Origin of the sequence: Pelomonas parva (assembly GCF_043555835.1) — a bacterium.
Lineage (GTDB): Bacteria > Pseudomonadota > Gammaproteobacteria > Burkholderiales > Burkholderiaceae_C > Pelomonas > Pelomonas parva.
This window is the reverse complement of sequence record NZ_JBIGHV010000007.1, coordinates 260738-285061: the sequence shown is the minus strand read 5'-3', so window position 1 is coordinate 285061 and position 24324 is coordinate 260738. Positions and strand designations below refer to the sequence as shown.

Here is a 24324-nt window from a genome sequence, read left to right as displayed (position 1 = left end):
GACACGCTCAAACCTTCGCCCACCCCTACAACCGAGGCGGTGACAACGAAGGACCTGGCGCCGGCACACCTAACGGCCCATTCACAGGACTGCAAGCGCGACCGTTGCAATCCGTTTCAGGTCTACGCCCAGGCAACGCCGCCCGGCGCGACATACCTCACAGCCAAGAAAAAGCCCCGCTCGGACAATGAGCACACCAGGCGGACAACCGCTTGCCCGCTGCTCCCCAGCACCGGCCGGCGTCATCCGCAAGACACGTTGCCCGAATCGCCCCATCCACCGCAGTACCCGCCCATGCCTTCCCAGCTCTTCCGCCTCGCCCGGCGCGCACAACTCCTGCTAACTGCGACCGCCGCCCTGCTGACGGCCTGCGGTGGCGGCGGTGGTGGCAGCGATGCGAGCGCCGGCCCGGCTCCGGTCGCCGTCGCAGCGGTCGAACAACCTGCACGCAAGGTTCTCCAGTCTGCCGCCAGCGCCGGTGAGGGCTCGGCGCTCACCCTCACCGACACTCTCAACGTGCGCGCCTACGCCAAACTGGCTGGCGGCATCGGTGCCCTCACGTCCGTGGTTGTGGATGGCATCCAGGTCGCTCAGTTCGAGGTCAGGTCCACGGTCCCGCAAGACTATGCAGTCACTGTGCCGGCACTCAAGCCAGGCACCAAGGTGGACGTGGTCTACAGCAACGACTCCGTCGCGCTCGCGGGCGGCGACCGCAGCCTGTACGTCGTGCAGCTGAACCACAAGACCACCGCCGTCGTTCCCAAGCCCGACAACAGCAGCATCGACAAGGGGCTGGATGCAGCCGCCTTTGACGGCGTCAACGTGGTTGCAGGCGATTCCGGCCTGTACTGGAACGCCGCCCTGCGCGTGGTCTGGCCAGAGCCCAATCTCACCAGCTCATTGACCGTGCGCGCCAGCGCCCAGGCCGCCGGCGGCTCGGGCGCCACCATGGTGGTGCGCGTGAACGGCACCGTCCTGGGCACCAGCACCGTCAGTGCGACCGCCCCCACCGATTTCACCTACCCCGCCCCCGCCTTCAGCGCCGGCAGTACGGTGGACGTGGCCTTCCTCAACGCCGGCACCGCCGATGGCGTGGCTCGCGCCCTCAACGTGCACTACCTCAGGTCCGGCACCACCGTGCTGCGCCCCACCGACACCGGCGTGAAGTTCGATGCCGGCTCCGACCTGGCCGCCTATGACTGGGTCAACATGTCCAGCGGCGTGGTGGCCCTCACGGCCAATGGCGCGCTGCGCGGCACCTGGCCTGCTGCCAACATGACCGACACCCTGACCGTGCGCGCCAGCGGCACGCTGGCAGACAACGTCGGCCCCATCGTGCAGATCTTCGCCGACGGCATCCTGCTGGGCAGCTCCGAGATCCGCGCCGTCTACCCGGTCAACATCAGCCTGCCTGCCCTGCCACTCAAGGTGGGTCAAATCATCGAGGTGCGGCACACCAATCCGGCGGCGGGTCGCAGCCTGAACGTCGCCTATGCGATGTCCGGCAAGACCGTATTGCTGGCCAACGCCGGAAGCCTCAACAACGCCTGGCCGGCCGCCAACCTCACCGACACCCTCAACATCCGCGCTCGCGCGGACGTAGCCGGTGGCACCGGCGCCATCATGCAGGTGCTGGTGGACAACCTCCTGGTCGGCACTGCCGAGGTCAACTCCACCGTCAACGCCGACTACCAGTTTGCCGTGCCGCCCATGAGTGCCGGCCGCAAGGTCGACCTGGTCTACACCAACGACGGCCAGGTCAACGGCGTCGATCGCAACCTCTATATCGCCTACCTGACCACGGCCAACACGGCGCTGTTGCCCACCGCTGCGGGCAACACCTTCGACCGGGGCGTCGATGGCACAGCCTTTGATGGCATCGATGTCGTTGCCGGCTCTGACTCCCTGACCACCAACGGCGCGCTTCACATCAACTGGCCTGCCGCAAACATCACCAGCACCGTCACGGTCCGCGCCAGCGCCACACCGGCTGGCAACACTGGCGCGCTCATGACCTTGTGGGTCAACGGTGTGGCCGTCAGCGCCACCCACGTCAACAGCACCACGCCCACCGACTTCGTGATGCCCAGCCCCACGCTCGCGCCTGGCGCTCAAGTGGCCGTCACCTTCGGCAACCCGGGCACGGTCGATGGCGTGACCCGCGCGCTCCAAGTCCAGTACCTCATCGCCGGCTCCACCTTCCTCACCCCCACATCCTCCGGCGCCACCTACTCCGCAGGCAACCTCGCCGCTCCCTGGCCTGCCGCCAACCTCACCGACACCCTCACCGTGCGCGCCCATGCCAGCCTGGCCGGCAATGTGGGTGCGCTGATGCAGTTGCGCGTCAATGGCGTCATCGTCGGGGTCCGGGAGGTCCGTTCGTCGACGCCAACGGACCACGTCTTCTCCGTGCCCAAGATTCAACCCGGCGACAAGGTCGACGTGCAGTTCATCAACGATGCCGTGGTCGACGGGCAGGACCGCAACCTCTTCGTGCAGTCCATTCGTGGCAGCGGCTGGACGCAGGCTGCGTTTGCAACCCACGTCAGCTATGACATGGGCTCCGGTGAAGCGGCGATCGACGGTTTGAACGTCAGCGCCACCGGCGGCGCCATGTACGCCAATGGTGCTACGCGATTTGCCGTCAATACCATCACACCGGTGATCAGCACGCCCGCGCAGCAGAACGCGGTGCGACTGCTGCAGCAGGCCTCCTTTGGCGTCACGCCCAACGACATTGACCGGGTCGTGCAACTCGGCCGGTCCGGCTGGGTCGACGAACAGCTTCAAAAGCCGTTCAGTCCCGACATGGTCCCATACGTCGAATCCAAGTTCGCCTTGGGTGATTCGTACCGGCCCGGTGGCGCGAACTACAGCATCAACTGGGTGAGCCAGAAGTTCTGGGCCACTGCTGCCACTGACGCGCACCAGCTACGACGCCGCGTCGGCTTTGCGCTGCATCAGATTCTGACGGTGTCGCAGGCGGACAGCGGGCTGTACGGCCACGTCCGCGGCTATGCGCGCTATGTCGATACGCTGAATCGCCTGGCCTTCGGCAACTACCGCGAGTTGCTGGAGGAGATCGCGTTGAGCCCGATGATGGGCATCTACCTCTCGCACATGCGCAACCGCCCAGAGGACGTCGGGGGCTCACGCATGCCCGACGAAAACTTTGCTCGCGAGGTGATGCAGCTTTTCAGCATCGGACTGCATGAGTTGAACGTCGACGGCAGCCCGGTGCTGGACGGCTACGGCCAACCCGTTGAAACTTACAGCAATGCGGACGTCGTCGCCCTGGCAAAGGTGTTCACCGGCTGGAGCTGGAGCTTCCCTGACGGCCAGCTCACGGAAACAACCTTTCGTGGGGGCACGCCGGATCTGAAGACTGCCGCCAATGACCTGCGCATCGACCTGCAGCGCATGAAGGCATACCCGGGTCAGCACTCCACCGGTGAAAAGCGCCTGTTTGCGTCCAAGCCCTGGGCGGCAACCCTGCCTGCGGGCCAAGGCGCCCAGGCCGACCTGACGGCCGCACTGGACGCACTGTTCAAGCACCCCAATGTGGGCCCCTTCATCGGCCGTCAGTTGATCCAACGCCTTGTGACCAGCCACCCAAGCCCGGCCTACGTGGCCCGGGTGGCGGCCACATTCAACAACAACGGCAAGGGCGTCCGGGGCGATCTGGCAGCCGTGGTGCGCGCCATCCTCATGGACCCCGAAGCGGTCACCACACCGGCAGGCAGCATCGGCAAGTTGCGTGAGCCCGTCCTGGCAGTGAGCCATTGGCTGCGCGCGCTGGAGGCCCGCTCAGCCAGTGGCGAGTACATGATCAACCACGACCTCATCGGGTTGAGCCAGCAGCAGTGGCATGCCCCCAGTGTGTTCGGCTACTTCAGGCCCGGCTACGTGCCACCCAATTCCAGTTTCGCCAACGCCGGTATCACGGTTCCTGAACTTCAACTCACGAGCGAAACGACGACCGCGCGCTGGGTCAACCTGGCTATGTCCATGGCTGGCAACGGCGTTGGCCAGTACGGCAGCGCCGCCGACGTCAGCGCCAATCTGCAACCGCTCATCGACCTGGCCCAGGCCGGGAACCTCGACGGCATGGTGGAGCGGCTGAACCTGCTGCTTTACGCCGGCCGCATGAGCGCCGCACTCAAGGCCGACATCGTCGACGCCGTCACCTCGGTGAGCGGCACCGACCTCCCGAGCTATACAAACCGCGCCCGCGTAGCCTTGTTCCTGGCTCTGGCCGCACCCGACTACCTGATCCAACGCTGAATCATGAGCGCATCCACCCCCACCTCTCGTCGCGGTTTCATGCATGCCCTGACCGGCCTCGCAGCCAATGCAGCCGCGGTTCCCAGACAAGGCCTGCTGCTCAGCACGCAGTTGGCAGGCCTGGCCGCCATGGCACAGCAGTCCAGCCACGCGGCCGATCTGAATGGCGGCTACAAGGCAGTGGTGTGCGTCTTTCTCAACGGCGGTTGCGACACGCACAACTGGGTAGTGCCCATCGACACCGAGGGCTATGCCGCGTACAGCAAGGCCAGGCCGGATCTGGCCTGGCCTCTCGCCCGACTACAGGCCATTGCGACGACTGGCCAGGCCGCCGGCCGCACGCTGGCCATGCCGGTCGAGCTGGCACCGCTGGCTCGTTGGTACAACGCCGGCAAGGCGTCTGTGGTTCTCAACTGCGGCACGCTGGAGCGGCCCGTCACCAAGGCCGAATACCTGGCCGGTGCAGGCCTGCCCCGCAAGCTTTTCTCCCACAATGACCAGGCCTCCATGTGGCAGAGCCTTTCAACCGAAGGCGCTCGTTCGGGCTGGGGGGGGCGCATGGGCGACCTGCTGATGGCAGCCAACGCACACCCCGTGTTCACGGCCGTCTCCGCCACCGGCAACGCAGTGTTCCTGACGGGGCAGAACGTCACGCAGTTTCAAGTAGGCGCGAACGGCCTCGTCGCCACAAGTGGCGTCAACGCGCCATCGATCTATGGCGCTGCACGAGGTTCGACGGCACTAGGGCGCGTCCTGAATCCCAGCACCACCGACCCGCTGCTGGCCGAATACACCCGCGTACTGCAAAGAGGCCTGAACGCCAACGGCCTGCTGCAGTCGGCATTGGGCGGCGCCTCGGTTCCGCCTCTGCCCACCACCGCCGTTGCGGCTAGTGGCGGCACTGCCACGCTCGACACGATTGGGCTGGCCCAACAGCTCCGGGTGGTGCTGCAGATGATTGCAGCCAACCAGACCTTGGGCATGCGTCGCCAGGTGTTCATGGTGTCGATGGGTGGCTTTGACACCCACGCCAACCAGATGCGAGACCAACCCGGCCACATGGCCCAGGTGGCCGGCTCAATCGACTATTTCCTGACCAGCCTTCAGACCCTCGGCCTGCTGAACAACGTGACCCTGTTCACCGCCAGCGACTTTGGCCGTACCTTGGTCAGCAACGGCGATGGCAGCGACCATGGCTGGGGGAGCCATCACTTCGTGGCCGGCGGCGCCGTGCGCGGCGGCACCACGCTCGGACGATTCCCGAATCTGGCCACCGGCTCCGGCGACGACATAGGGTCGGGCCGGCTGCTGCCAGGCATTGGTGTGTCGCAGCTTGCAGCCAGCCTGGGAGGCTGGATGGGGCTGTCCGCCAGCGAACAGCTGCAGGTATTGCCCAACCTCGGAAATTTCGGGCCCGGTCCGGGCTTGTTCTGATCTGCCAAGCCAAACGCAGCTCAGGCCGGGCCTGAACTGCGGGCTTACTGTGCGACTCAGGCCGGCGTAGCGGGCGCCGTCAACTCGTCGATCAAAGCCTTGGTCTGACGAATGTTGCCGCGGCTCGACGCACCGAACACGATGGATTCGATGCGCGGCTGTTTGCACACGTATTCGATGGCCTCGCGCGGCGAGATGGCACCGGACGCCAGCACCGACATCGCCACCGGTCGGAACCTGCCCGAGGCAATCAGTTCCTCATAAGTCGCCACGCCGCCACTCATGCGGAAGCCGATCTTGTTGATGTTGGCGCAGATGATGGGGTTCTCGATGCCCAGCTTCTCGGTCACCGCCAGCAGCTTGGGCACGTTCATCGTGATGAAGCCCGCCTCGGCGTTGTAGCGCTCGCGCACGTGGTCGTGGAAGATCTTCAGGCAGTCGTTCATGCCCAGGCCCAGAAACAGGTCCGTGATCACGTTCTGGATGAAGATCACCGGCGTCTTCAGGCCGTGGAACATTTTCATCTCAGCGTCGATCAGCAGGCGCAGGATGGTGTCTACATCCTTGTTCGCCAGCGCCATGCCGCCCTTGAGCATCGCGCCGATGGCACCGTCCTCCGGCAGGAACTTGCGCAGTGCGTCGATCATGCCGTGCTCCGTGACGGCATTCGCGTACTTGTGCGCATAGGGCATGCACGGGTAGAACTGGTAGTCGGGGTATTTGCCCGGATGCGCGCGGAAGTGGTCGCAGATGTCCGCCACACGGTCGTGCGTGGTGCACATGAAGGTGCGGATGCCTTCCTGGTAGGCAGCATCCAGCACGTCGATGATGGCCTGCAGATCCTGGAACTTCATCTGCTGTGCGCGGGCCTTTTCCTCCGACATGTGGTTCACGCCAAAGAATTGGTTGTCACCAAAAAGTACACGGTCCATGGTCATTTGATCTCGAAGTTATGTGAAGTGCGGGGGTTCGGCATCAGCCGAACAGCCGGGACATCAGGCCCTTGGGCGCCGCAGCCGGCACCGCCGCCGACACACCGCCGGCCTCGGCCAAGATCATCGCCACCACGCGGTCGGCCTGCAGCGCCGAACTGAAGTTGTTCGTGCCATCACGCCGCCCTTGCAGGATGCTCTGCACGAAATAGTCAATTTGCGCCGAGTACTCTTCGCCGCGCAGATAGAACCAGACCTCCTGGGTCAGGTCGGTCGTGTAGCGCACCGTCCAGCCCGTCTTGAGGTCGGGCAAGGCGGCCGCCGGCTCACGCAGGTAGATCTGGCATTCCTGGCGGTCTGCCGTCACGCGGCCGTTGGTTCCCCAGATCGACACCTTGGTCGACATCTTGCGGAAGCTCTCGTCGCTCCAATTCACACAGAGTTGGCCACTGGCGCCGCTAGCGTAGTTCAGCGAGCAGTACACCTCGTCGTCCACGTCGCGCGAGAACACGCTGTGGCGCACCACCCCCGACACGCTGGCGGGCGCGCCAGCGATGAAATTCACCAGGTCCAACGCATGGCAGGCGTAGTCGTACAGAGCGCCGCCGCCCTCGCTCTTGGCCGAGCGCCAGGTGCCGCCCTTGGCACGCAGCACCACCGGGCCGTAGGCCTCGGCGCGCACATGGTGTATCTCACCCAACGCGCCCGACTGCACGATGCGCGCCGCCTCCTGGAACGCGCCCACGAAGCGGTAGTGGTATCCCACCTGGGTCACCAACTTCTTCTCTTCAGCCTGCGCCACCAGGCGCTCGCCGTCGGCCACGTCCAGGATGAACGGCTTTTCGCAGAACACGTGCAGGCCACGCTCCAACGCCTTACTGACCATCCCGGCATGCAGCTTGGAAGGCGTGGCCACGACCACCGCGTCGAGCTGTTCCTCTGCGAGCATGCGGTCGAGGTCGGAATAGCACTTCAGGCCGGTGTACTTGGTCAGCACATCGGTCAGGTAAGTCGTGGTGTCGCAAGCGGCAACCACCTTGATTTGCGGATGCGCGTTGACGATGGCGTGATGGGACAAACCCATTTTGCCGAGGCCAATCATGCCGAGTCTGATCATGCTTTCATTCTCCTGAAGTCAATCGAATCCAGTGCCGGCGTCCGCCACGCGACGCCCGCACCCCAGAAATTCATACTCACCGTCGCTGCATCACCTGATGCAGGAACTGCCCCACCCGCTCGGCCACGCCGACCGTATTGACCACCCGCGGCGCCGGCCTGAACTCTGCCAGGCGCGACAGCACCGGCGCGATCTCGGCTTCGTCATAGGCCACCAGCACATGGCCCAGCTCGGCGTACTTTCTCGCCGTGGCCACCTGATGATCGTTCACGTGCTCGCCATGGCGCTTCAGGCGCGGCAGGACGAGCATCGGTTTTTCGTGGGCCAGGGCGGTGGCGATGGAGCCGATGCCGGCGTGCGAAACGATGCAGTCGGCCGTGCGCAAGAGGTGCTCGAACGGGCCTTTCTCCATGAAGCGCTCGAACCGGAAATGCTTGGGCTCGTAGTCGCCCGATCCGATCTGCGCCACCACTTCATCAGTGATGCGCCCGGCCGCGACATGCTCGTCCATCGCCCGGATCAGGCGATCAAAAGGAAACATGCTGCCGACCGTCACGAATATCAAAACAGCTCTCCTGCGTACTCGACGCCCTTCTTGCCCTGCGCCACCCCCGGCCACTGCACCAGGCAGAGATCCGCAAAGCGGCTGGCCAGGCGACCACTCAGCGACATGCGCTCCACCTGGGCCACGCTGTCGATCCAGACGATGCGGGCGCCGAACAACTTGGCCCACAGCGAGAACAGTGCCAACGGCATCGAGCCCGTCGTCACCACCACATCGGGACGCAGCTTCCAGGCCGTGATGAAGGCCCGCCACAGCACCATCAGCGACTGCAGCGGCTTGGTGCGGTCACCCTCACCAAGCACATGCACGGGCTGACCGAAACGGTCGAAGCTCTTCACCCCGATCTGCATCGTCGTGACATAGGCCTGGGGCATCACGGGCCAGGCCAGGCCCGCAGCATCCAGCAGGTTCAACAACTCGTTGACATGGCCACCTGTGGAGGCACCCGCCACGAGCTTCAATGGCTTGTCAGTTGACACGAATGATGGCTTCATGGGGCGAGTTGGCGCGAAGAGCGATACCAGCGGGCGGAATCGGCAACGCCGTCCTCGAAAGAAGTCCACTGCAGGCCCAGAACCGCCGTCGCGTTGGTCGAACGCAGGCGCCGATGCTGTGCAAACAGCTTCAGCAACGAGGGCGGCAAAGCCGGCGGAGCCAGGCTTGGGCCCATACCCAGCCGGGGTGCCAGGCGCTCCCACACCCGCAGCGGGACGGCAGCCAGATAGGCATCCAACTGCAACTGTCGCGGATGGATGCGACGAACTGGTGTGGACCCCAATGCGATGGCCAGCGCTGTGAAGTAGTCGTTCCAGCGCGGGCTGTCCGGGGCCACCAGGTTGGCCCGCAGAGGCGCGTCTGCGGGCAACGCCACCTGCAACGCACGGACCGCCGCCTTGGCCACATCGTCCACATGGACCAGGTTGCTCCAGCCATCACCGGCCACGCCAAGATCGCCCAGGCGTCGCTGGCGCAGCCAGTCGCCCACGCGCTCCACCCAAAGGTGGCTGCCCGGCCCGTGCACACAGCCGGGCCGCAACAAGGCGACGCCCAGATCCGGCCCGGCCAAGGCCGAAAGCTGGAGTTCGGCGTCGCGCTTGGCCTGCGCATACCAACCCCCACCATCGCCCAGCGGGGCGTCATCGTCGATGTCGCCGTCCAGCTCGCCGAAGGCAGCCATGGAACTCATGTGCACCAGCCTGCGGCACGCGCTGCCAGGCAGCACCTGCGCCATGCTGCGGGCATTGGCCAGGATGTCGGGGCCGCTGCCGGTCACGCAGTTCACCACCGCATCGTGGTCACGCAGCACCGTCCGCAAGGCGTCACTGTCCCGTGCATCCAGGCTCAACGCCTGCACACCCGGCATGGACCGCGGGCGACGCGATGCCGACGTGATGGCGAAATCGCCGGCCGCCTGAAGTTGCGCCACCACGCGACGCCCCACAAACCCCGCTCCACCGATAACAAGCACGCGCATAGACATCCTCACGCCACCGCCGCAGCGGCATCCAGTGGACGCCCGCACAGGCGCGGGCCTAAATGCTCGGCCAGTCGCAGGCTCAAGGCCACGATGCTGAGCGTGGGGTTGGCCTGGCCCGAGGTCGGAAACACCGCACTGCTGGCAATCCAGAGGTTGTCGACGCCATGCACGCGGCAGTCGGCATCCACCACGCTGCTGCGCGCATCCGTGCCCATGCGGGCCGTGCCGATGTGGTGGCCGCCATAGGCGCCGAAGCAGGTCAGGTCGTGCTCCAGGCGCGCTTCATCGAAGGTGTACTCACCCAGACCGGCCTGTGCCACCGAGCGCGCGATCTGCTGCAGCGACTGGCCCACGCTGTCGATGTCGGCGCGGTGGTAGCGCCAATCGACCTTCAGCTGCGGCATGCCCAAGGCATCCGTGGCCTGGACCAGGGTCACCCGGCTCTCGGCCAGGGGCCGCTGCTCGGCGTTGATCTCCAGGCTGAAGCGGTTGGCCCGGTTCTTCAGGATCACCGACGGGAAGCGACGCGGCGCCACATGGTGCTTCAGCAGCCAATGCGTCAGGAAGCCGGCCGCATCATGGGGATATCGCAACACGTTGCCGATGTGACGCAAGGCCGGCTTCAGGCCGCCGTCCTTGGCATTGGCCACCCGGCGGCCATACTCGTGACTCAACAGCCGACGCGACAGAAAAATGCCTGACAGCACGCTGCTGCCATGGCCTGGGTCGGACACGGCAGGGAAGTGCAAGCGGGCGACCATGTTGGCCACGCCCAGCCGGCGCTGGCTCTCGGCCGTCAGCGCCAGGCGGCGCCGGATGTAGATGCCATCGTCACTGCGCTCGTAGCCGTGCCGAACCGCAGCAGTCGCCCCGGCCAGCTTCAGCATGCCGACGCTGCCGGCCAGGTGGCACATGTAGTAGCGGCCCACCACGTCGTGCGCGTTGCCCAGGCCGGCCTGATGCACATCGTTCGAGGCCAGCAGCAGCCGAGGCGTCTCCAGGCCACCGACCGCCAGCACCACGGCCTGCGCCTGGACCTGCAGCCGCCGCCCGTCCAGGGTGGCCAGGTCCAGGTGCTTCACCTGGCGACCGCCAGCCTGCAGGCGCACCGCCGTGCAGTTCACGCCGGTGATCAGGCGCACCCGGCGCGCATGCGCAAGACGGGCGCGGTAGCGGGTGCCGAAGTTGGTGGGGCAACTGAATCGCTCCAGGCCCTCGGCGGTAACACCGTTACCCAGCGCAGCCGCAAACATCGGCGGCGTGCCAGTGGGCAAGGCGCCGTCTGCGCTGTAGCTCCCCTGCCCGGCCTCGCAGAGGCGGCTGGCAGCGGGATAGTGCCGGGCCACCTCTTCGTAGCCGATCGGCCAGCCACTGCCGGGCACGGCCTCGCGAGGCTCGAAGTCCAGCGGGTCCAGCGGCACGCAGCGCCCACCCCAGATCGCGGTGGCACCGCCCAGTCGCCGCTGGCGGTAGAACACCGGCGGGCTGTGCAGCGCCGGGTCGGCCACCTCACCCTCCATCAGTGCCTGGGCGCGCGGGTCAAGTTGCTCACGCCCGCCCTCCAGCAGCAGCACATCCAGGCCGCTGTCGCGCATCGCCAGGGCAAGCGTGATCCCGGCCGCACCGGCACCCACGATGCACAGATCGGCCTTCAGCACAGTGCCTGTTTCGATGGCGTCGGCGCTCTCGATCATCCGCCGTGCCCCCGGGCGCTGCCCGCCTCGTCAAAGCGTGCACTGATGCCAAACACGCGCCGGTGCACCTCGGCCACAGAACCGAAGAACGCACGCATGGAGAAGCGCTCAAGATAAGTGGCATGCCCCTCGCGCTCCAGCGTCAGGCGCAGCTCGGGCTCGGCCATCAGGCGGTCCAACGCGGCGGCAATGCCGTCCACATCGCCAGGCTGCACGAACAGCGCGTGCTTGCCGTCCTCCAGCGTGTGCGGGATCTCGCCCACCGGCGTGCACACCACGGCCACCCCATGCGCCAGCGCTTCCAGAATGACCAGCGGAAGCCCCTCGTCATAGGAAGGCAGGATCAGCACATCGGCCTGCGACAGCAGCTCCGCCGCCTGATCCTGACGGGCCCAGCCAAAGAAATTCACCTGGGATTCCAGCCCCAGGGCCGCTGACTTCGCCCGGTAGCCATCGACGTCGCCGCCACCGGCCACCGTTGCCTGCCAACGGTCGGCGGGCGTGCGAAGGCGGGCGAAGGCCTGCAACAGGTCGGACAGCCCCTTGCGCTCAAGCAGGTTGCCCAGAAACAGCACGCGCAGCTTGTCCTGGCTGCCCTCGACACGGCGCGCAACCTTGGGACCGGGCACGCCATTCATCACCGAATGCACGCGGGCCGGATCGCATTTCATGTCTTCCAGCACAAAGCTGCGCGCCGCGTCACCCAGCACCACCACTTCGTCTGCGAGCGAGAACACCCAGCGCAGTAAGGCCTGACCCCAGCCCGGCATGCCGCGGTAGACGTGGTGCATCTGGGCCGCATGCATGTGGATCAGCACACGTGCGCCGATCAGCCGCGCCCACACCACCAGCAAGCCCTTGCGTGCGGCACTGGCACGCTCGGCCATGTTGATGTGAACGCCCGCAAGGCGCCCGGTCAGGCGGCGCCACAGCAGGGTGGCCATCGCCTTGGGCATGTAGTACAGAGACATGGCCACGTGCCCACCTCCGCGGGTGTCCAGCGGGCACAGGCGCGCCGGGCTGTCGTCGACCGACTGGTGCTGCACCAGATAGTCGGTGACCTTGAACATGCCACCACCGAAGGGATGCCATGGGCAGGCGAGATAGATCAACGGTGGGCGGTTGCTGGACATCGACGGTGTGAACGGGGCCGTTTGCTGAAGAGTTGAGGATTGCTAGCGCGCGAGGTCAGTGGAATGCCGCATCAACCACGGGTAGCGGTCATGCTTGCATACGCGGCCAGCGTGCGCGTGGCGATGCTGGCCCAGGAGAACTCGCCTTCGGCGCGGGCCCGGGCCTGCTCTTGCAAGTAGTGCGCCAAGCCGTCGTCCTCGACCACCCGCCGTACCGCAGCCATCAAGGCAGGCATGTCCCCATGAGGCACCAGCAAGCCGGTCCGGCCGTCTTCGACCATCTCGCGCAGAGCGCCGACGTCGTACGCCACGACGCCACGGCCAACGCCGATCGCATAGGCCGCCACACCACTCTGGGTCGCATTGTCATATGGCATCACGACCACTCTGGCACGTTGGAACTCCCGTACCACCTCTTCAGGCGACAGGAAACGCTCAATCAGCTCGAAGGCGTCTTGATCGCGCAACGCATCGCGGTTCGGCTCCAGGTCCGACCCACGGCCGGCAACCACGCCACGCACCATCACACCCTGAGCGCGCAAGCGGCGCACCATCTCAACAAAGTGCTTCAGCCCCTTGTAGGCCTCGATCCGACCGAAGAACAGGCAGCGACCGGCCTCCTGCGCCGAACTCTGGCGCGCCGCCAAGCCCTGACCCAGCGGCCCGTGCGGCACCACATGCACCGGCAACTGGCTGCCGCCCAGCACCTGCCGCGCGTCGGCCACCAACCGCTCGCCGTGCACCAGCACGGCATCCGCGCGGCGCCGGAGCTGGTCGATGTAGACGCCGTGGCGCGTGCGCGTACGCACCCGCGTGTCGTCGCCCGAGTGGGGCTTGGGGTCGTGCATCGTCAGCAGCAAGGGCACCTTGGGCAACCAGGGCAGCGCCGCCGCCAGCACATCCTTCGAGTCCTCCTGCACATGCAGCACCTGCGGGGCAAAGCGGCGCACCACCGCCACCAGCCGCAGGGCCTGCCACAACAGGCTCAGCGGGTTGCGTGACTTGTGGATCAGGTGCAGCGCAGGGCCGCCAGGCGCCGCGACCAAGGCCGCCGGCCCGATCTCGGCCAGCAGGTTCTCGCGGCTGGCCACCAGCAACACCTCGGCGCCGGCCGCTTGCATGGCCTGCGCCAGGGCCAGCGCGTATTCGGCGAAGTGCGGAGCGATCAGGCACACCCGCTGGCCTGGCTTCGATGGCGACGACAACATGGGCTTCATTCAGAGGTCAGTTCGAACATCAGGCTCGGGCCGGACGACAGCGCAGCGGTGTCGATGTCGCACTGCACGGTCGCGCCGTCCATGCGCACCGGCAGCGCCTGCTGGCGGCGCCCGCTCTGGGACAGCGAGTGCAGGCGCAGCGCACCGGGCGTGCCCGACAAGGCCAGTCGCAGCGTGATCTGTACCGGCTGCACCACCGCCGGCAGCGTGCCCAGCTTGCGCAGGCGCGTGCGCGCCTCGTCCTGGAACTCGATGCCGGTGTTGGTGGCGTCCGTGATCACGAACAGCAGGATGCGCCGGCTCTGTGACAGTGCGCGCCCGTCCATGCTGCTGGCCGCCACTAAGGCCGGAACGCTGAGGCGCTGCAGCGACAGCAGGCCCACCGCGTCGGGCGCCGAGGCCGTCAGCAGCGCAACGGTGCGCGGTGTCTCGACGCTGAAGCGCCGGGCCGAGGGGTCGAGCTGCAGTTCGCCGGTGTCACTGACGTAGCGGCCCCGCTCGAAGGCAGCCAGCGTCGCGGCATCCGCCCCACCGGCAGCGTCCAAACGGCGGCGCAGCCCGCGTCCGTTCAGCGCGCTCAGCACCTGGTAGCCGACGCGGGACTTGTCGACCATGAAGTCGTCCACGTCGTCCAGCACCACGCGGCCGGACGCGGACGCCGGCTCGCGGCCGAAGCCCAGGCCCACGGCAGACACCAGGCCCAGCCGCCCCGGCGCATCGCCCAGCTGGCTCCAGCCCCCATTGGCCTCCAGCGCGGCCTGCGCATCGACGCGGAACTCCAGCCGGCGCCGCGCCTGCGCCACATCGCCGCGCGCAAACAGCAGCGCCGCCAGCCGCTCGCCGGTGCGGCGCACCGGGTCCGTACTGATCGTGAACGGAAAGATCGCCGAGCGCCGCCCCGGCTGCGGTGACTGGGTGCTCAACTGCAATGAGTTCTCGGAAAATTGAGTCAGCAGATCCCAGCCCTGCAAGGCCGCATAGGCCGGCGCCAGCGCACTCGCCTCGCGCCTAAAGCCGTTCCAGAACGCGTGGCCATACTCGGTGACCATGAACGGCTTGCCCCATTGGCGCGTGGCGAACAACTCGCGCAGATAGGAAGCGGCACCAGGCAGCGAGCTCTCGCCCGGCACCGACGAACCCGGCTCGACAAAGCCGGTGGGGTGGGCGTGATAGGCGTGCTGGTCGACCACCGGCAATGCCGAGCGCGTGATGTCGCTGTGCAGCCAGGACCAGTTGTTGTACGACGTGGCCAGCCCGCGGTAGCCCAGCGACTGGGCATAGGCCAGTTGCCAGCGGAAGGCCTCCTGCTCGGCGTCGACCACGAAGCGCATGAAGTCGCGCTCACGCACGCCGTTGACGCGCAGGCGCCGGGGCAGCTGGACTCGTGTTGCCAGCGACTCGTCGGCACCGGCCTCGCTGCCCCAGGCGCGGCGCCAGTCGGCTTCGGCCGGGTAGCGCTTGGCCAGCCATGCGCGGAACGGCTCGGCATAGACCTCCGGCAGCTTGGCATTCCAGGCGCCGCCCGTGCGGAACGCCAGCTCGATCAAGCCACCCTCGTTGCTGAACACCAGGCACAGCAGCGAAGGGTCCTGCAGCGGCACGGTGCCGGTGTGCGGGTTGCGCTGGCCCAGCATGCGCTGCAGCAGGCGCTTCCAGTGGTCGCGGGCCTCGTCGCTGCCGGCCAGCAGATCGCGGCGGAACTGCCGGGCGGTGCGCACCCAGCGGTGCGGGAACACGCCGCCATAGGCGCCGTTGTCGACGTAGGCGACGTCGATCACCGTGTACACGCCCTGGCGCTTCAGCTCGGCCAGCAGGAACTGGAAGCGGTCGAACTGCTCGGGCTGGAAGTCGAAGTCCTGCTTCTGGCCGGACATCAGCTGCTGCTCGACGCACTGCAGGCGGACCGCGTTGTAGCCGGTCCGCACCAACTGCGTGACCATGCGCCGCGCCTCGTCCCGCTCCGGAAAGCCGCCGTTGCCCGGTGCGAACTGGAACGAAGCCGAGAAGAAGCGCTGCGCCGTTGCCCGCTTCTCGAAACCGATATGCCCATCGGCCAAAGCGCGCGCCCAGCCATGCCGCCCTGCGGGGCCGGCCTCGACCAGCGCCGAAAAGTCGAGCACGGAGCCCGCATCGACTTCCAGGGACCGCTCGGTCAGCGGCGGCCACGCAGCGGCGTCATCGCGACCCGGGCGCCCGGCATCCGCCGCCATCGCCGCACCCAGACCGCACCCGGGCAGCAGCAAAACTCCACGTCGAGTGAGCCCGGCGGGCAACCGTCCCTTAGCGAGCACGCATCAGCCCCTTTGCAATCGTTGAGAGACTGCGACTGATGAAGCTTTTGTCATCGACAGCAATCGTCGTCCGAAGACAAGTGTGCCAAGCATGAAGAAGATCAGGAATTGAACAATCGTCCCGTCAATTACGTCGCGCACATAGATGACGCTGGACAGAATCAAAAGCAATGCAATCCCAGACGCTTCATATTGCTGGCGCAATGCCAACGGCAAAGCGACACGTTTTGACATGCGCCAGCATTCAATCGCGCCCAAAAGCAACATCGAGCAGAACGCCACAAACCCTACAACACCCACGTCCCAAAGGAGTGCTGCAGCTGCCGACAGATCGATATAGAACGGGTAGAGCTTTGCAATGGTGCCCACCGCAACCGTACTGACTCCGCGGCTCGCTCCCGGCCCAAAACCGAAAAGCCAGTTCACAACCCCGCCATGACTACCCGCCTCACGCCACCAATGAGCGAGTACCGAGGCACGGCCCAGTTCGCGCGTCTCGGGATTGAATCGGTTGGGGTCGTAGACGTACTGGATCTGGCTGGTGAAAAACTCCAGTAGCGACATTCCGCTGGAATGGGAATAGAACGACATCCGATAGACGGCGATCACACCCACGACCAGCGCCAGGCTGCCGAGAACGCCAAACACGAACAGCAGCGGTCGCCGGCGCAACTGCTGGCTGAAGACCAGCACGGCCACCAACGGCAACCACACGACCACGGCCTTCACCTCGATGAGGAACAGCGTGGGCAGCAACAGCATCGCCAGGCCGGCGAACGACAAGCCGCCCAGGCGGCGGTCGCGCCACAGGATCAGCAGGTAGCCCAGCACGATGCAGATGAACATCGCCAGCGCGCCGGAGCGCCCGCCCAGCAGACCGCCGCCGAAGGTGCCGTTGATGGCATCAAAGCTCAGCGAGGCGCTGGTGTTCGCAAGTCCACTGGCAACGAAGAAGCGTTGATACAGGGCCACGGGCAGTTGCAGCAGGCCAATGACCACGAATGCGCGCCAGATCAGCGTCGAGGCCCGCGCCATGTCGTGGTGATAGATCACCGCCACCAGAACGCCCCACATCAGCAGGTAGTTCTTCATCGCCGCCATGGCCTGCGACAACGGGATGGCGTTGCTCACCGAAGACGCGATGAGCGTGAACACATAGACGACGGCGGGCAGGCCGAACCAGGCCCAGCCGATGCGGTCCAGCCGCTGCCCGGCCAGCGGGCGGCCTGCGCCGGGCTGCAGCTGGGTCAGCATGAAGCCTTTGAGCGCCAGCAGCATCGCCAGCATGAACGGCAGCCAGTTGGCCTGGCCCATGCCCAGGAAGTATTCGGCCGAGCCGCCGATGACGGCCGCGGTGACTAGGCAGGCCAGCAGCAGGGCGTTGAAGGGCATGAGCAGCGCCACGCCCAGCAGCCCCAGCCCCAGCACAAGCGCCGTGGCGTAGGGCGGCGCCAACGCCACCGCAATGCCGACAAGCACCAACAGCGGCAGGCCGAGCAGCCAGGGCAGGACGCTGACCTGGCTTCGAGCGGTTCGTCGTGTCAGCATCATGGCGAGGGTCTCCGGCGGAAGGCGGGCGCGGGCCTCAGGCGTGGGCCGGAGACACTTGGGCCAGCGCGTGGTCGGCGGCGGCCATCGATTGCTCACGCACCTGGGGAACGCGCTCGGCGAGGAAGCGGCGCAGGTCCGACTCGCGGTCCTGCAGCAGCTTCAGGTGCTGCATCAAGGTCTCGCGTGTGACGGACGGGGTTTCCAGCACATGGTCCAGGTGGCCGAACAGGTCACGGTTGATGCCCTTGGCCTTGACGCTGTAGGCGATGGAGGCGGTGGGCACTGCCGTCGAAAAGCCGGCGATCGTGGCATGGGTGCGCGCGCCGATGAAGAAGCGGCACTGAGAGATCAGGTGCTTGAGCTGGGCCGCATTCAGGGTGTCTGGCCCCAGCTTCACGCGGGCGGGGTCGAGCCCAGAGGATGCCAGCAGCCCCTTCATGTAGAGGTGGTCGCTGTTGAAGCTGCCGCCGCCCAGCGGGCCGACATGGGGCACCAGCAGCACACCCATGTCGGTGCGGCGCAGCACCTCGGCGATGAAGCCGACGATCTCGGCATCCAGCGCCTGGCGTGAGGCCTCGGTGTCGCGGTAACCGCGGATGAGCGGGCTGACGTTGAAGCCGAGCACGCCGCCGGCACCGGTGGGCAGCAGCGGTGCGTGGTCGAAGACCTCGGGCTGCATCGTGAAGGCAGGGTCGGCCACCAGCCTGGCCTCGATGCCGAGGCTGGCCAGGTAGGCGTGGGTGGACGACTCGCGCACGCTGAGCGCCGCATACGAGCGCAGGTGGCCCACCATGTGCCGCTCCACATGCGGCTTGGCCTTGAACGGGCCGACCGAGCCGCCCCACAGCAGCGCCGGCTTGCCCAGGCGGCGGGCGTTGTCGACGTAGCCGGTCCAGTCGTACAGCGAGGCCAGGCCATAGTCGAGCGAGATCACGTCGCCACCGCTCATGATCATTGCGTCGCAGCCGGCCAGCACGTCCAGCGTGTCGGCGGGCAGGCTGTGGCGGGGCACGATGCTGCGCTCAACCGGCGGCAGCAGCCGCACGGCGCGGTTCCACCACTTGATGCTGGACGGGAAGGGCGGTGTCGGCACGAACTCAACGCCGTTGTCCGCCGCCTGCGGCCACTGGCGCCGGTCGAGTTCGATGGCCGACGACGGCACGACGAAGCGCGCCTGCGGCTGTCGTTGGCGGATCAGCCCGACGGTCGAGCGGATGAGCGCCTCACAGCCGCGGTTGCCGAACGTGGTGTGGCCGGCGAAGAAGAATTTCATTTCGTACCCCTATTTCGTTTTCCAGTTGGTGCGACTCGACTTGCACAGCCGCCCCATCCATCATTCAAGCTGCGTGCGTCACGAGCGCCCGCTCCGGCGCAGCCGCCACAGGCGTTCACGGCGCCAGCTGCATCAGGCATTCTTGGCTTTGCTCCAACGCATCAGGTCTTCCATATCCCGGCGCGGAGACAGCGGCACAGCCACTGCTTCAGGTGGATAGCCAATCGCCAACATCATCATGACCGTCTCCTGATCCTTGACGTGGCCCAGCTTTCGGAAGGCTCTGTCCGTGGCCGGCGTCACACACCAGTTCAAGGAACAGCTGCCAAGGCCGAGAGCCCGCAGTGCAAACATGAGGCTCATGGCAAACAGCCCGCCGTCCACGTAGGTCTGGTTTCTCTCGGAGCCGTCGAAGTAGCCCGTGCTGTCGACGACCAGCACCGCCAGCAAAGGGACCTTGTGCCCAAAGCCTCGGTTGCCATTCTGGAAAGACAGCGCGCGATCGATCTCGGCACGGTCCTCGATCAAGATCACTTTGTTGGGCTGGCGATTGCACGCCGAAGGGCTCAACGCCGCGATTCGGACGGCCCGTTCCACCCACTCTTTCGGCACCGCAGTGGGCGCAAAGTCGCGCACGCTGCGACGCGCCACGCTGAGGGCTTCAAACGCTTCCCACGGCCCGGCGCCGGGCTTCGTCGGTGCCTCCAACGGCACCGGTGTGACCATCGGATCGGCCGCCAATACCTGCTGTCGCTCGGCAAGGAATTGGTCAACCTGGTGGATGGCAGGAGACTCCTGATGCAGGCCGCGGGCAATCAGCCCAGCGCGATAGCAGGACACGGTGGCACAGGCCCCGCGATAGATCGCATCGGAAGTGGGATAGCCCGCAGCTTCCCATCGCCGCACCAGGGCCATGGTGGCGCGAACCGGATCCGTGCCGAACAACCGTGGCTTGCCCGGCATGACCAGACCCTTTTCCAGCTTGTGGTACTGGAAAAGCATTTCCGAACTCAGCGCCCAACGCGCGCGCTCGGTGGGACGCCAGATCATGTGGCGCCAGCAGCGCCTCGCGTCATACAGGTAATAGGCAGTGGTGCGAACGCGGTTCACCTGCGCCTTGATGAACTGGTAGCCAGCCCAGAGCGTTGCACTCCTCTGAACCGATTGCTTCAATGACTGTTTGATACCCATGACCCGATTACCTGAAACTCAACCGCTCTTGCGGGAACCACGACACAGCCGCTGCCCACACAGCCGTGCAGCGCTACCGCAGTGCTCACAGCTGCAACTGGAATTCACCACACGAACACCTTCACGGGCAGGAGCTTGTTGATCAGCGAACGCTCGTCGCTGGAGAACGGCCGCAGTGCGGCGCACAGCGCCAGGCAGACTGCCACCGCCGCCGCAAGTGCGCAGCACAACCCGAGAAGGCCGCCACTGGCCAGACGCTCAATCCCCAGGGCATGCAGCGTCGCAGCCGACAGCGCGATGGCGGCGGCGAACTTCGCCAGGCTGAAAAGCGGCAGGCGGAAGCTCATGCCGGACGCCTTCAGATAGCCGGCCATCACGGCGCCCCAAGACAGCTCGGACACGACCAGCCCGCCGCACAGCGACCAGACGCCGAAGCTCGGATAACCCGCCACGCCGAGCGCGATGCCGACGACCGAAACCACGGTCGCGACCAACCCGCCCGAGCCGATCTCCATCGTGAACCCCAGCAGCGAGATCACCGCGCGGATCGATTGGATGAACAGCAGGAACACGAAGAAGTACAGGTAGCCGATGCCGTCGGTCATGCGCCCACCCGACAGCAGCGCCAGCAAGGGCTCGCCGGCAACCAGCAGCGCCGTCGTGATCGGCGCCAACATCAACACGTTGATCTTGATGACGGTCCCCGCCAGATTGACCAGGTCGGCCGTGGAGCGCCCACCGGAGCGGGCCGAGATGAACAGCGGGCGGACCCAGCCGATGAGCAGATAGCTCGGCAGGTACTTCTGGATGGTGGCCGACAGCGCCGAAGCGAAACCGAAGGCGGCAATAGCCTGCACCCCGAGCAAGCGGCTGACCAACAGCTTGACCATCTCCGTCCCGGTCAAGAGATAGAGCACCTGTGAGAAGTAGGTGGGAACCGAGAAGCGCAACTGCCGTGCCATGGCTGGCATATGCAAAGTCTGCGCCACGGCCTCGCGACCGCGCTTTGACCCGTAGTGCAGCAACAGCCCAGTGGACACCACGGCTCCGAGGGCCGATGTGGCCACCTCGATGCTCAACCACATCTCCAGCGACACCTCGTGCTGGCCAGCGCCGCCGACCAACAACAAGCCCACCAGCTTGCTTCCGTTCCTCAGCAACGCCGAGGCCTGCGCCCGGCCCTGCTGCAGCAGCGACTCGAACTGCACGTCGATGAAACGCGCCGTGCCCTCGAAGCACAGCATCAAGGCAAACAGCCGCACCACGTTGGTCGTGTAGGCAGCACCTGCCAAGTCGGCCAGCGCCGGGGCGGCAATGTAGAGCGCCGCCCCGCACAGGACGAGGGTGCCGATGCGGTAGGCCGTGACCCGATGCACCAAGGCTTGCAGGCCGACGCCGCCGCCAGCCGGCCTCAGCTCCGGCAGGTAGCGAAAGGCGATGGCATACGCACCCGGGCTCGCTGCAAGCTGCAGGATCTCGAAGGCCGCGAACAGCGTGATGTAGACCCCGTAGTCGTCACGGCTAAGGGAGCGGACCAACAGCAGCAGCGTGGTGATGCCGATCAACACCGCCAGCACCTTGCCGATCGCAAAGTGACTCAGGCTCTTTTTCGCAACGGCAGCAGTGCTCGGGTTCGCATCCTTCGTCATCGACAGGCTCACAGGGGGGTGCCGAAGACTCGAGCCCGATTTGGACCGGAGACGGTCGTCGCCATTTCCTCGATGAACTGCCGTTGAACGGTGTAGGCCCGCTCAGGGTTGGGGTCGATGGTCGAAACACGCACCAGCATGCCGTCCGGAATGACGCCGCGCGTGCTGTAGGCCAACTGGGCCAGTTTCTGTTCGGTACCGCTGAGCGCGATGCGTTCTCCAACCACCGTCCAATAGGTGATGGGCTCGATGCGATTGCCCAGCTGAGCCACGAGCTGCCTGCTGCGCACTTGATGGGTACCGACAGAAACGGTCGATGCACGATCACTGCGCATCTGAAAGCCTTGCGCTGGATAGCAGACATCCGGGCGGTGTGCGCGCGTCCCGTCGGACTGGTCGCCGCCGTAGGCAACCGACAGCATCACGCGGTCACCGGCCGCGTTCACGTAGGTCCGGCTCAGCGTCTGGTTGTAGATCTTGTTCAAGACTGCCTGCTGGTCGGGCGAAACCAGTTGCACCGGCCCGCGCGTGTCCTCGGACCAGCCAGCAAAGCTGCGTGGGAACAACTGCGCCAGCTCCAACTTCGGCCGCATGTCTGCCAGATGCTGGGTCGGACGCCAGGCGTAGGCGCCCAGCGCCGACAGCGCAGCAAGCAACGCAACCAGCGCAGCCTTCCATCGAGCGGCGGTCATTGCTTGGACTCCTGGCGATGCGCCGGCAGAAACAGCCCGAGAAACTTGTCGAGCACCAGCATCAAGCCCAACGCCACGATGAACAGCACCATGCCGGCAAACCCATGCACGAAGCCTTGCCCTGCCTCGTCGCCGAAGTGGTAGGTGACGAGCACCAGGATCATCACGCGCACGATGTTTGCCACGAATGCCGTAGGCACCAGCAGCAGGGCCAGGACCACGTTGCGCACAGGATTGGTGTACCGCATCAGATTCATGTACAGCATGCCCAGCGCTTCCAGCGTGAACATGCTGTTCAGGCCGGCACAGGCATCAGCCACCAGCAGCTGGTATTGACCCACGGTCATGACCACGCCGGTGCGGCCCACCGGATAACCCAGGCTGTAGAGCAGGCTGCTCGCAATGGCCGACACCGCCGACTTCAGAGGCGCCGTCACCGCCGCCACGAGGGCCTCGGGCAGCGGCACCATGAACAGCATGAAGAACAGCGGAAACCACAGCAGCCGAAGCGCCGCTCGGCCCTTGAACAGCAGCAGCAACGACACCAATACGCCGATCTGAGAACCGACGGCAAACATGATGATGTCCTGCGATCGGCCGAGCGCATACAGCGCCAGGCTGAACAGCAAGATGGGCCAACCCAGCCATCCGATGGGCCGAGCCGGCAACGCGGCTAGATCATGGCGGTTGCGATACAGCAGCCAGAAGCTGACGGCCAGGATGATCGGGCCATGACCTTGTTCGTCGGTGGCCCATACCGTTTTGGCCAGCTCCATCCAGGACGGCACGTACAGCACAGCAAAGCCGGCCAGCAGCAGACCCAGCACCACCAGGTCGGCCCCGACAGGCAGGAAAGGTTCGCGCTCGCGCGACGCAGGAGGCGCCGCGCTGCGCGGATCGGTCGCGGCAGCCATGTGAAGGTCAGAACTCGTTGAACACGACGCCAGCCAACACTGCAGGCGTCTCGGCCAGATTGGCCACCAGGTCTTGCAGAGCCGGCACGCGGCCCTGGTCCTTGCGCGCCACGACCAGTGCAGCGCCGCAACGGGCGGCAATGACGGCAGCGTCGCTGCCGTAGCAGGCGGCGGGTGTGTCGACGACCACGTGATCAAACTTGCTCAACAGCTCGCGGATGAGCAAACCGAAGGCCGGGCGTTCCACCAGTTCCAGCGGATTCGGGGGCGTGATGCCGACCGGCAGCACGAACAGGCTGGGCACACCGGCCACCTGCTGGATGACCTTGGCCTCGGCGCGACCGCTCAGGATGCCCGACAGGCCGGCCTTGTTGTCGAGACCGAACACGTCATGCTGGCGCGGATGGCGCATGTCGGCATCCACCAGCAGCGTGCGGCCGCCCAGCTGGGCCAGCACCACAGCCAGGTTGGCGGCAAAGAAGGTTTTGCCGTCGCCGGACTCGGGGCTGACCACAGCGATGGCATGGCGCGCCTGACCTTCGTTGAACAGCCGCATCATGATCTGGCTGCGGATGGCCCGGAAGCTCTCGGCCTGCACGCCGAACGGCTGGTTCAGCGCGGCCAGCTCCGGGCTGGCCTTGCGGCTTTCTTCCGGGGCGTAGGGGTAGTGGAACTGCTGGCTCAGCGCCACCAGCACATCGTCGCTGCTGGCAAAGCCCAGCGCCACGGCAGCCTCGCCGAAGCGCACGCTCTTGTCGCGCTGGTGGCGGACGATCTTTTCCACCTGGTCAGCGGACAGGTTGCGCAGATCGGCCAGGATGCTGCCGATCGAACGGTCGGCGATGTTGGAATCTTGGGTGTCGACGGTCACGGGGCGGTCTTTCTGTGCGGCTGGGTGCGGTGATCGGAC

18 protein-coding genes are annotated in these 24324 nt (G+C 66.1%); 2 read left to right on the top strand and 16 right to left on the bottom strand.

Annotated features, from left to right (window positions below; genetic code table 11):
- The first annotated feature begins 294 nt into the window (after window positions 1-294).
- Both ACG00Y_RS19670 and ACG00Y_RS19665 read left to right on the top strand, forming a co-directional pair.
- A complete protein-coding gene (locus tag ACG00Y_RS19670) occupies window positions 295-4284 on the top strand; it encodes a DUF1800 family protein (RefSeq protein ID WP_394481780.1) in 3990 nt (1329 codons plus the stop codon).
- Window positions 4285-4287: 3 nt separating this feature from the next.
- A complete protein-coding gene (locus ACG00Y_RS19665; protein WP_394481779.1) occupies window positions 4288-5718 on the top strand; it encodes a DUF1501 domain-containing protein in 1431 nt (476 codons plus the stop codon).
- Window positions 5719-5774: 56 nt separating this feature from the next.
- On the opposite strand, the gene ACG00Y_RS19660 is transcribed toward ACG00Y_RS19665, so the two are convergent.
- The 16 genes from ACG00Y_RS19660 to ACG00Y_RS19585 all read right to left on the bottom strand — a co-directional run bounded on the left by ACG00Y_RS19660 (window position 5775) and on the right by ACG00Y_RS19585 (window position 24285).
- A complete protein-coding gene (locus ACG00Y_RS19660) occupies window positions 5775-6650 on the bottom strand; it encodes a hypothetical protein (RefSeq protein ID WP_394481778.1) in 876 nt (291 codons plus the stop codon).
- Window positions 6651-6693: 43 nt separating this feature from the next.
- Window positions 6694-7767, bottom strand: coding sequence for a Gfo/Idh/MocA family protein (locus tag ACG00Y_RS19655; RefSeq protein ID WP_394481776.1), 1074 nt, complete (start codon window positions 7765-7767; stop codon window positions 6694-6696).
- Window positions 7768-7843: 76 nt separating this feature from the next.
- Window positions 7844-8323 (bottom strand): glycosyltransferase, encoded by a 480-nt coding sequence (locus ACG00Y_RS19650; RefSeq protein ID WP_394481948.1) that lies wholly within the window; start codon window positions 8321-8323, stop codon window positions 7844-7846.
- A gap of 5 nt (window positions 8324-8328) precedes the next feature.
- Window positions 8329-8826 (bottom strand): hypothetical protein, encoded by a 498-nt coding sequence (locus ACG00Y_RS19645; RefSeq protein ID WP_394481774.1) that lies wholly within the window; start codon window positions 8824-8826, stop codon window positions 8329-8331.
- Window positions 8823-9806 carry an NAD-dependent epimerase/dehydratase family protein gene (locus ACG00Y_RS19640; RefSeq protein ID WP_394481772.1) on the bottom strand — a complete coding sequence of 328 codons (984 nt, stop codon included), beginning with the start codon at window positions 9804-9806 and terminating at the stop codon, window positions 8823-8825. Before ACG00Y_RS19640 ends, ACG00Y_RS19645 begins: the two co-directional genes overlap by 4 nt.
- 8 nt (window positions 9807-9814) lie before the next feature.
- Window positions 9815-11503: a GMC oxidoreductase gene (locus ACG00Y_RS19635; protein ID WP_394481770.1), complete on the bottom strand. Its 1689-nt coding sequence runs from the start codon at window positions 11501-11503 to the stop codon at window positions 9815-9817.
- A complete protein-coding gene (locus ACG00Y_RS19630) occupies window positions 11500-12573 on the bottom strand; it encodes a glycosyltransferase family 4 protein (protein WP_394481768.1) in 1074 nt (357 codons plus the stop codon). The genes ACG00Y_RS19635 and ACG00Y_RS19630 overlap by 4 nt, the downstream gene beginning before the upstream one ends.
- Window positions 12574-12707: 134 nt before the next feature.
- On the bottom strand, window positions 12708-13844 hold the full coding sequence (locus ACG00Y_RS19625; RefSeq protein WP_394481946.1) for a glycosyltransferase family 4 protein: 1137 nt from the start codon (window positions 13842-13844) through the stop codon (window positions 12708-12710).
- Between the two features lie 5 nt (window positions 13845-13849).
- Window positions 13850-15973: a hypothetical protein gene (locus tag ACG00Y_RS19620; protein ID WP_394481766.1), complete on the bottom strand. Its 2124-nt coding sequence runs from the start codon at window positions 15971-15973 to the stop codon at window positions 13850-13852.
- Window positions 15974-16147: 174 nt separating this feature from the next.
- A complete protein-coding gene (locus tag ACG00Y_RS19615) occupies window positions 16148-17695 on the bottom strand; it encodes a hypothetical protein (protein ID WP_394481764.1) in 1548 nt (515 codons plus the stop codon).
- Between the two features lie 34 nt (window positions 17696-17729).
- Complete coding sequence (locus ACG00Y_RS19610; protein ID WP_394481762.1) at window positions 17730-18968, bottom strand: polysaccharide pyruvyl transferase family protein; 1239 nt, start codon at window positions 18966-18968, stop codon at window positions 17730-17732.
- A 132-nt stretch (window positions 18969-19100) separates the two neighbouring features.
- Window positions 19101-20159: a nitroreductase family protein gene (locus ACG00Y_RS19605; protein WP_394481760.1), complete on the bottom strand. Its 1059-nt coding sequence runs from the start codon at window positions 20157-20159 to the stop codon at window positions 19101-19103.
- Window positions 20160-20263: 104 nt separating this feature from the next.
- Entirely contained in the window at window positions 20264-21820 is a 1557-nt protein-coding gene (locus tag ACG00Y_RS19600) for a lipopolysaccharide biosynthesis protein (protein ID WP_394481758.1), read from the bottom strand.
- Window positions 21817-22500 carry an exosortase-associated protein EpsI, B-type gene (gene epsI, locus ACG00Y_RS19595; RefSeq protein ID WP_394481756.1) on the bottom strand — a complete coding sequence of 228 codons (684 nt, stop codon included), beginning with the start codon at window positions 22498-22500 and terminating at the stop codon, window positions 21817-21819. The genes ACG00Y_RS19600 and epsI overlap by 4 nt, the downstream gene beginning before the upstream one ends.
- Window positions 22497-23414: an exosortase B gene (gene xrtB, locus ACG00Y_RS19590; protein WP_394481755.1), complete on the bottom strand. Its 918-nt coding sequence runs from the start codon at window positions 23412-23414 to the stop codon at window positions 22497-22499. Before xrtB ends, epsI begins: the two co-directional genes overlap by 4 nt.
- A gap of 7 nt (window positions 23415-23421) precedes the next feature.
- Window positions 23422-24285 carry a polysaccharide biosynthesis tyrosine autokinase gene (locus tag ACG00Y_RS19585; protein WP_394481753.1) on the bottom strand — a complete coding sequence of 288 codons (864 nt, stop codon included), beginning with the start codon at window positions 24283-24285 and terminating at the stop codon, window positions 23422-23424.
- Window positions 24286-24324: the final 39 nt, after the last annotated feature.

Coding starts and splice junctions, on each gene's coding strand:
- ACG00Y_RS19670 (WP_394481780.1), top strand. CDS start 295: ATGCCTTCCCAGCTCTTCCGCCTCGCCCGGCGCGCACAACTCCTGCTA.
- ACG00Y_RS19665 (WP_394481779.1), top strand. CDS start 4,288: ATGAGCGCATCCACCCCCACCTCTCGTCGCGGTTTCATGCATGCCCTG.
- ACG00Y_RS19660 (WP_394481778.1), bottom strand. CDS start 6,650: ATGGACCGTGTACTTTTTGGTGACAACCAATTCTTTGGCGTGAACCAC.
- ACG00Y_RS19655 (WP_394481776.1), bottom strand. CDS start 7,767: ATGATCAGACTCGGCATGATTGGCCTCGGCAAAATGGGTTTGTCCCAT.
- ACG00Y_RS19645 (WP_394481774.1), bottom strand. CDS start 8,826: ATGAAGCCATCATTCGTGTCAACTGACAAGCCATTGAAGCTCGTGGCG.
- ACG00Y_RS19640 (WP_394481772.1), bottom strand. CDS start 9,806: ATGCGCGTGCTTGTTATCGGTGGAGCGGGGTTTGTGGGGCGTCGCGTG.
- ACG00Y_RS19635 (WP_394481770.1), bottom strand. CDS start 11,503: ATGATCGAGAGCGCCGACGCCATCGAAACAGGCACTGTGCTGAAGGCC.
- ACG00Y_RS19630 (WP_394481768.1), bottom strand. CDS start 12,573: ATGTTCAAGGTCACCGACTATCTGGTGCAGCACCAGTCGGTCGACGAC.
- ACG00Y_RS19625 (WP_394481946.1), bottom strand. CDS start 13,844: ATGTTGTCGTCGCCATCGAAGCCAGGCCAGCGGGTGTGCCTGATCGCT.
- ACG00Y_RS19615 (WP_394481764.1), bottom strand. CDS start 17,695: ATGATGCTGACACGACGAACCGCTCGAAGCCAGGTCAGCGTCCTGCCC.
- ACG00Y_RS19610 (WP_394481762.1), bottom strand. CDS start 18,968: ATGAAATTCTTCTTCGCCGGCCACACCACGTTCGGCAACCGCGGCTGT.
- ACG00Y_RS19605 (WP_394481760.1), bottom strand. CDS start 20,159: ATGGGTATCAAACAGTCATTGAAGCAATCGGTTCAGAGGAGTGCAACG.
- epsI (WP_394481756.1), bottom strand. CDS start 22,500: ATGACCGCCGCTCGATGGAAGGCTGCGCTGGTTGCGTTGCTTGCTGCG.
- xrtB (WP_394481755.1), bottom strand. CDS start 23,414: ATGGCTGCCGCGACCGATCCGCGCAGCGCGGCGCCTCCTGCGTCGCGC.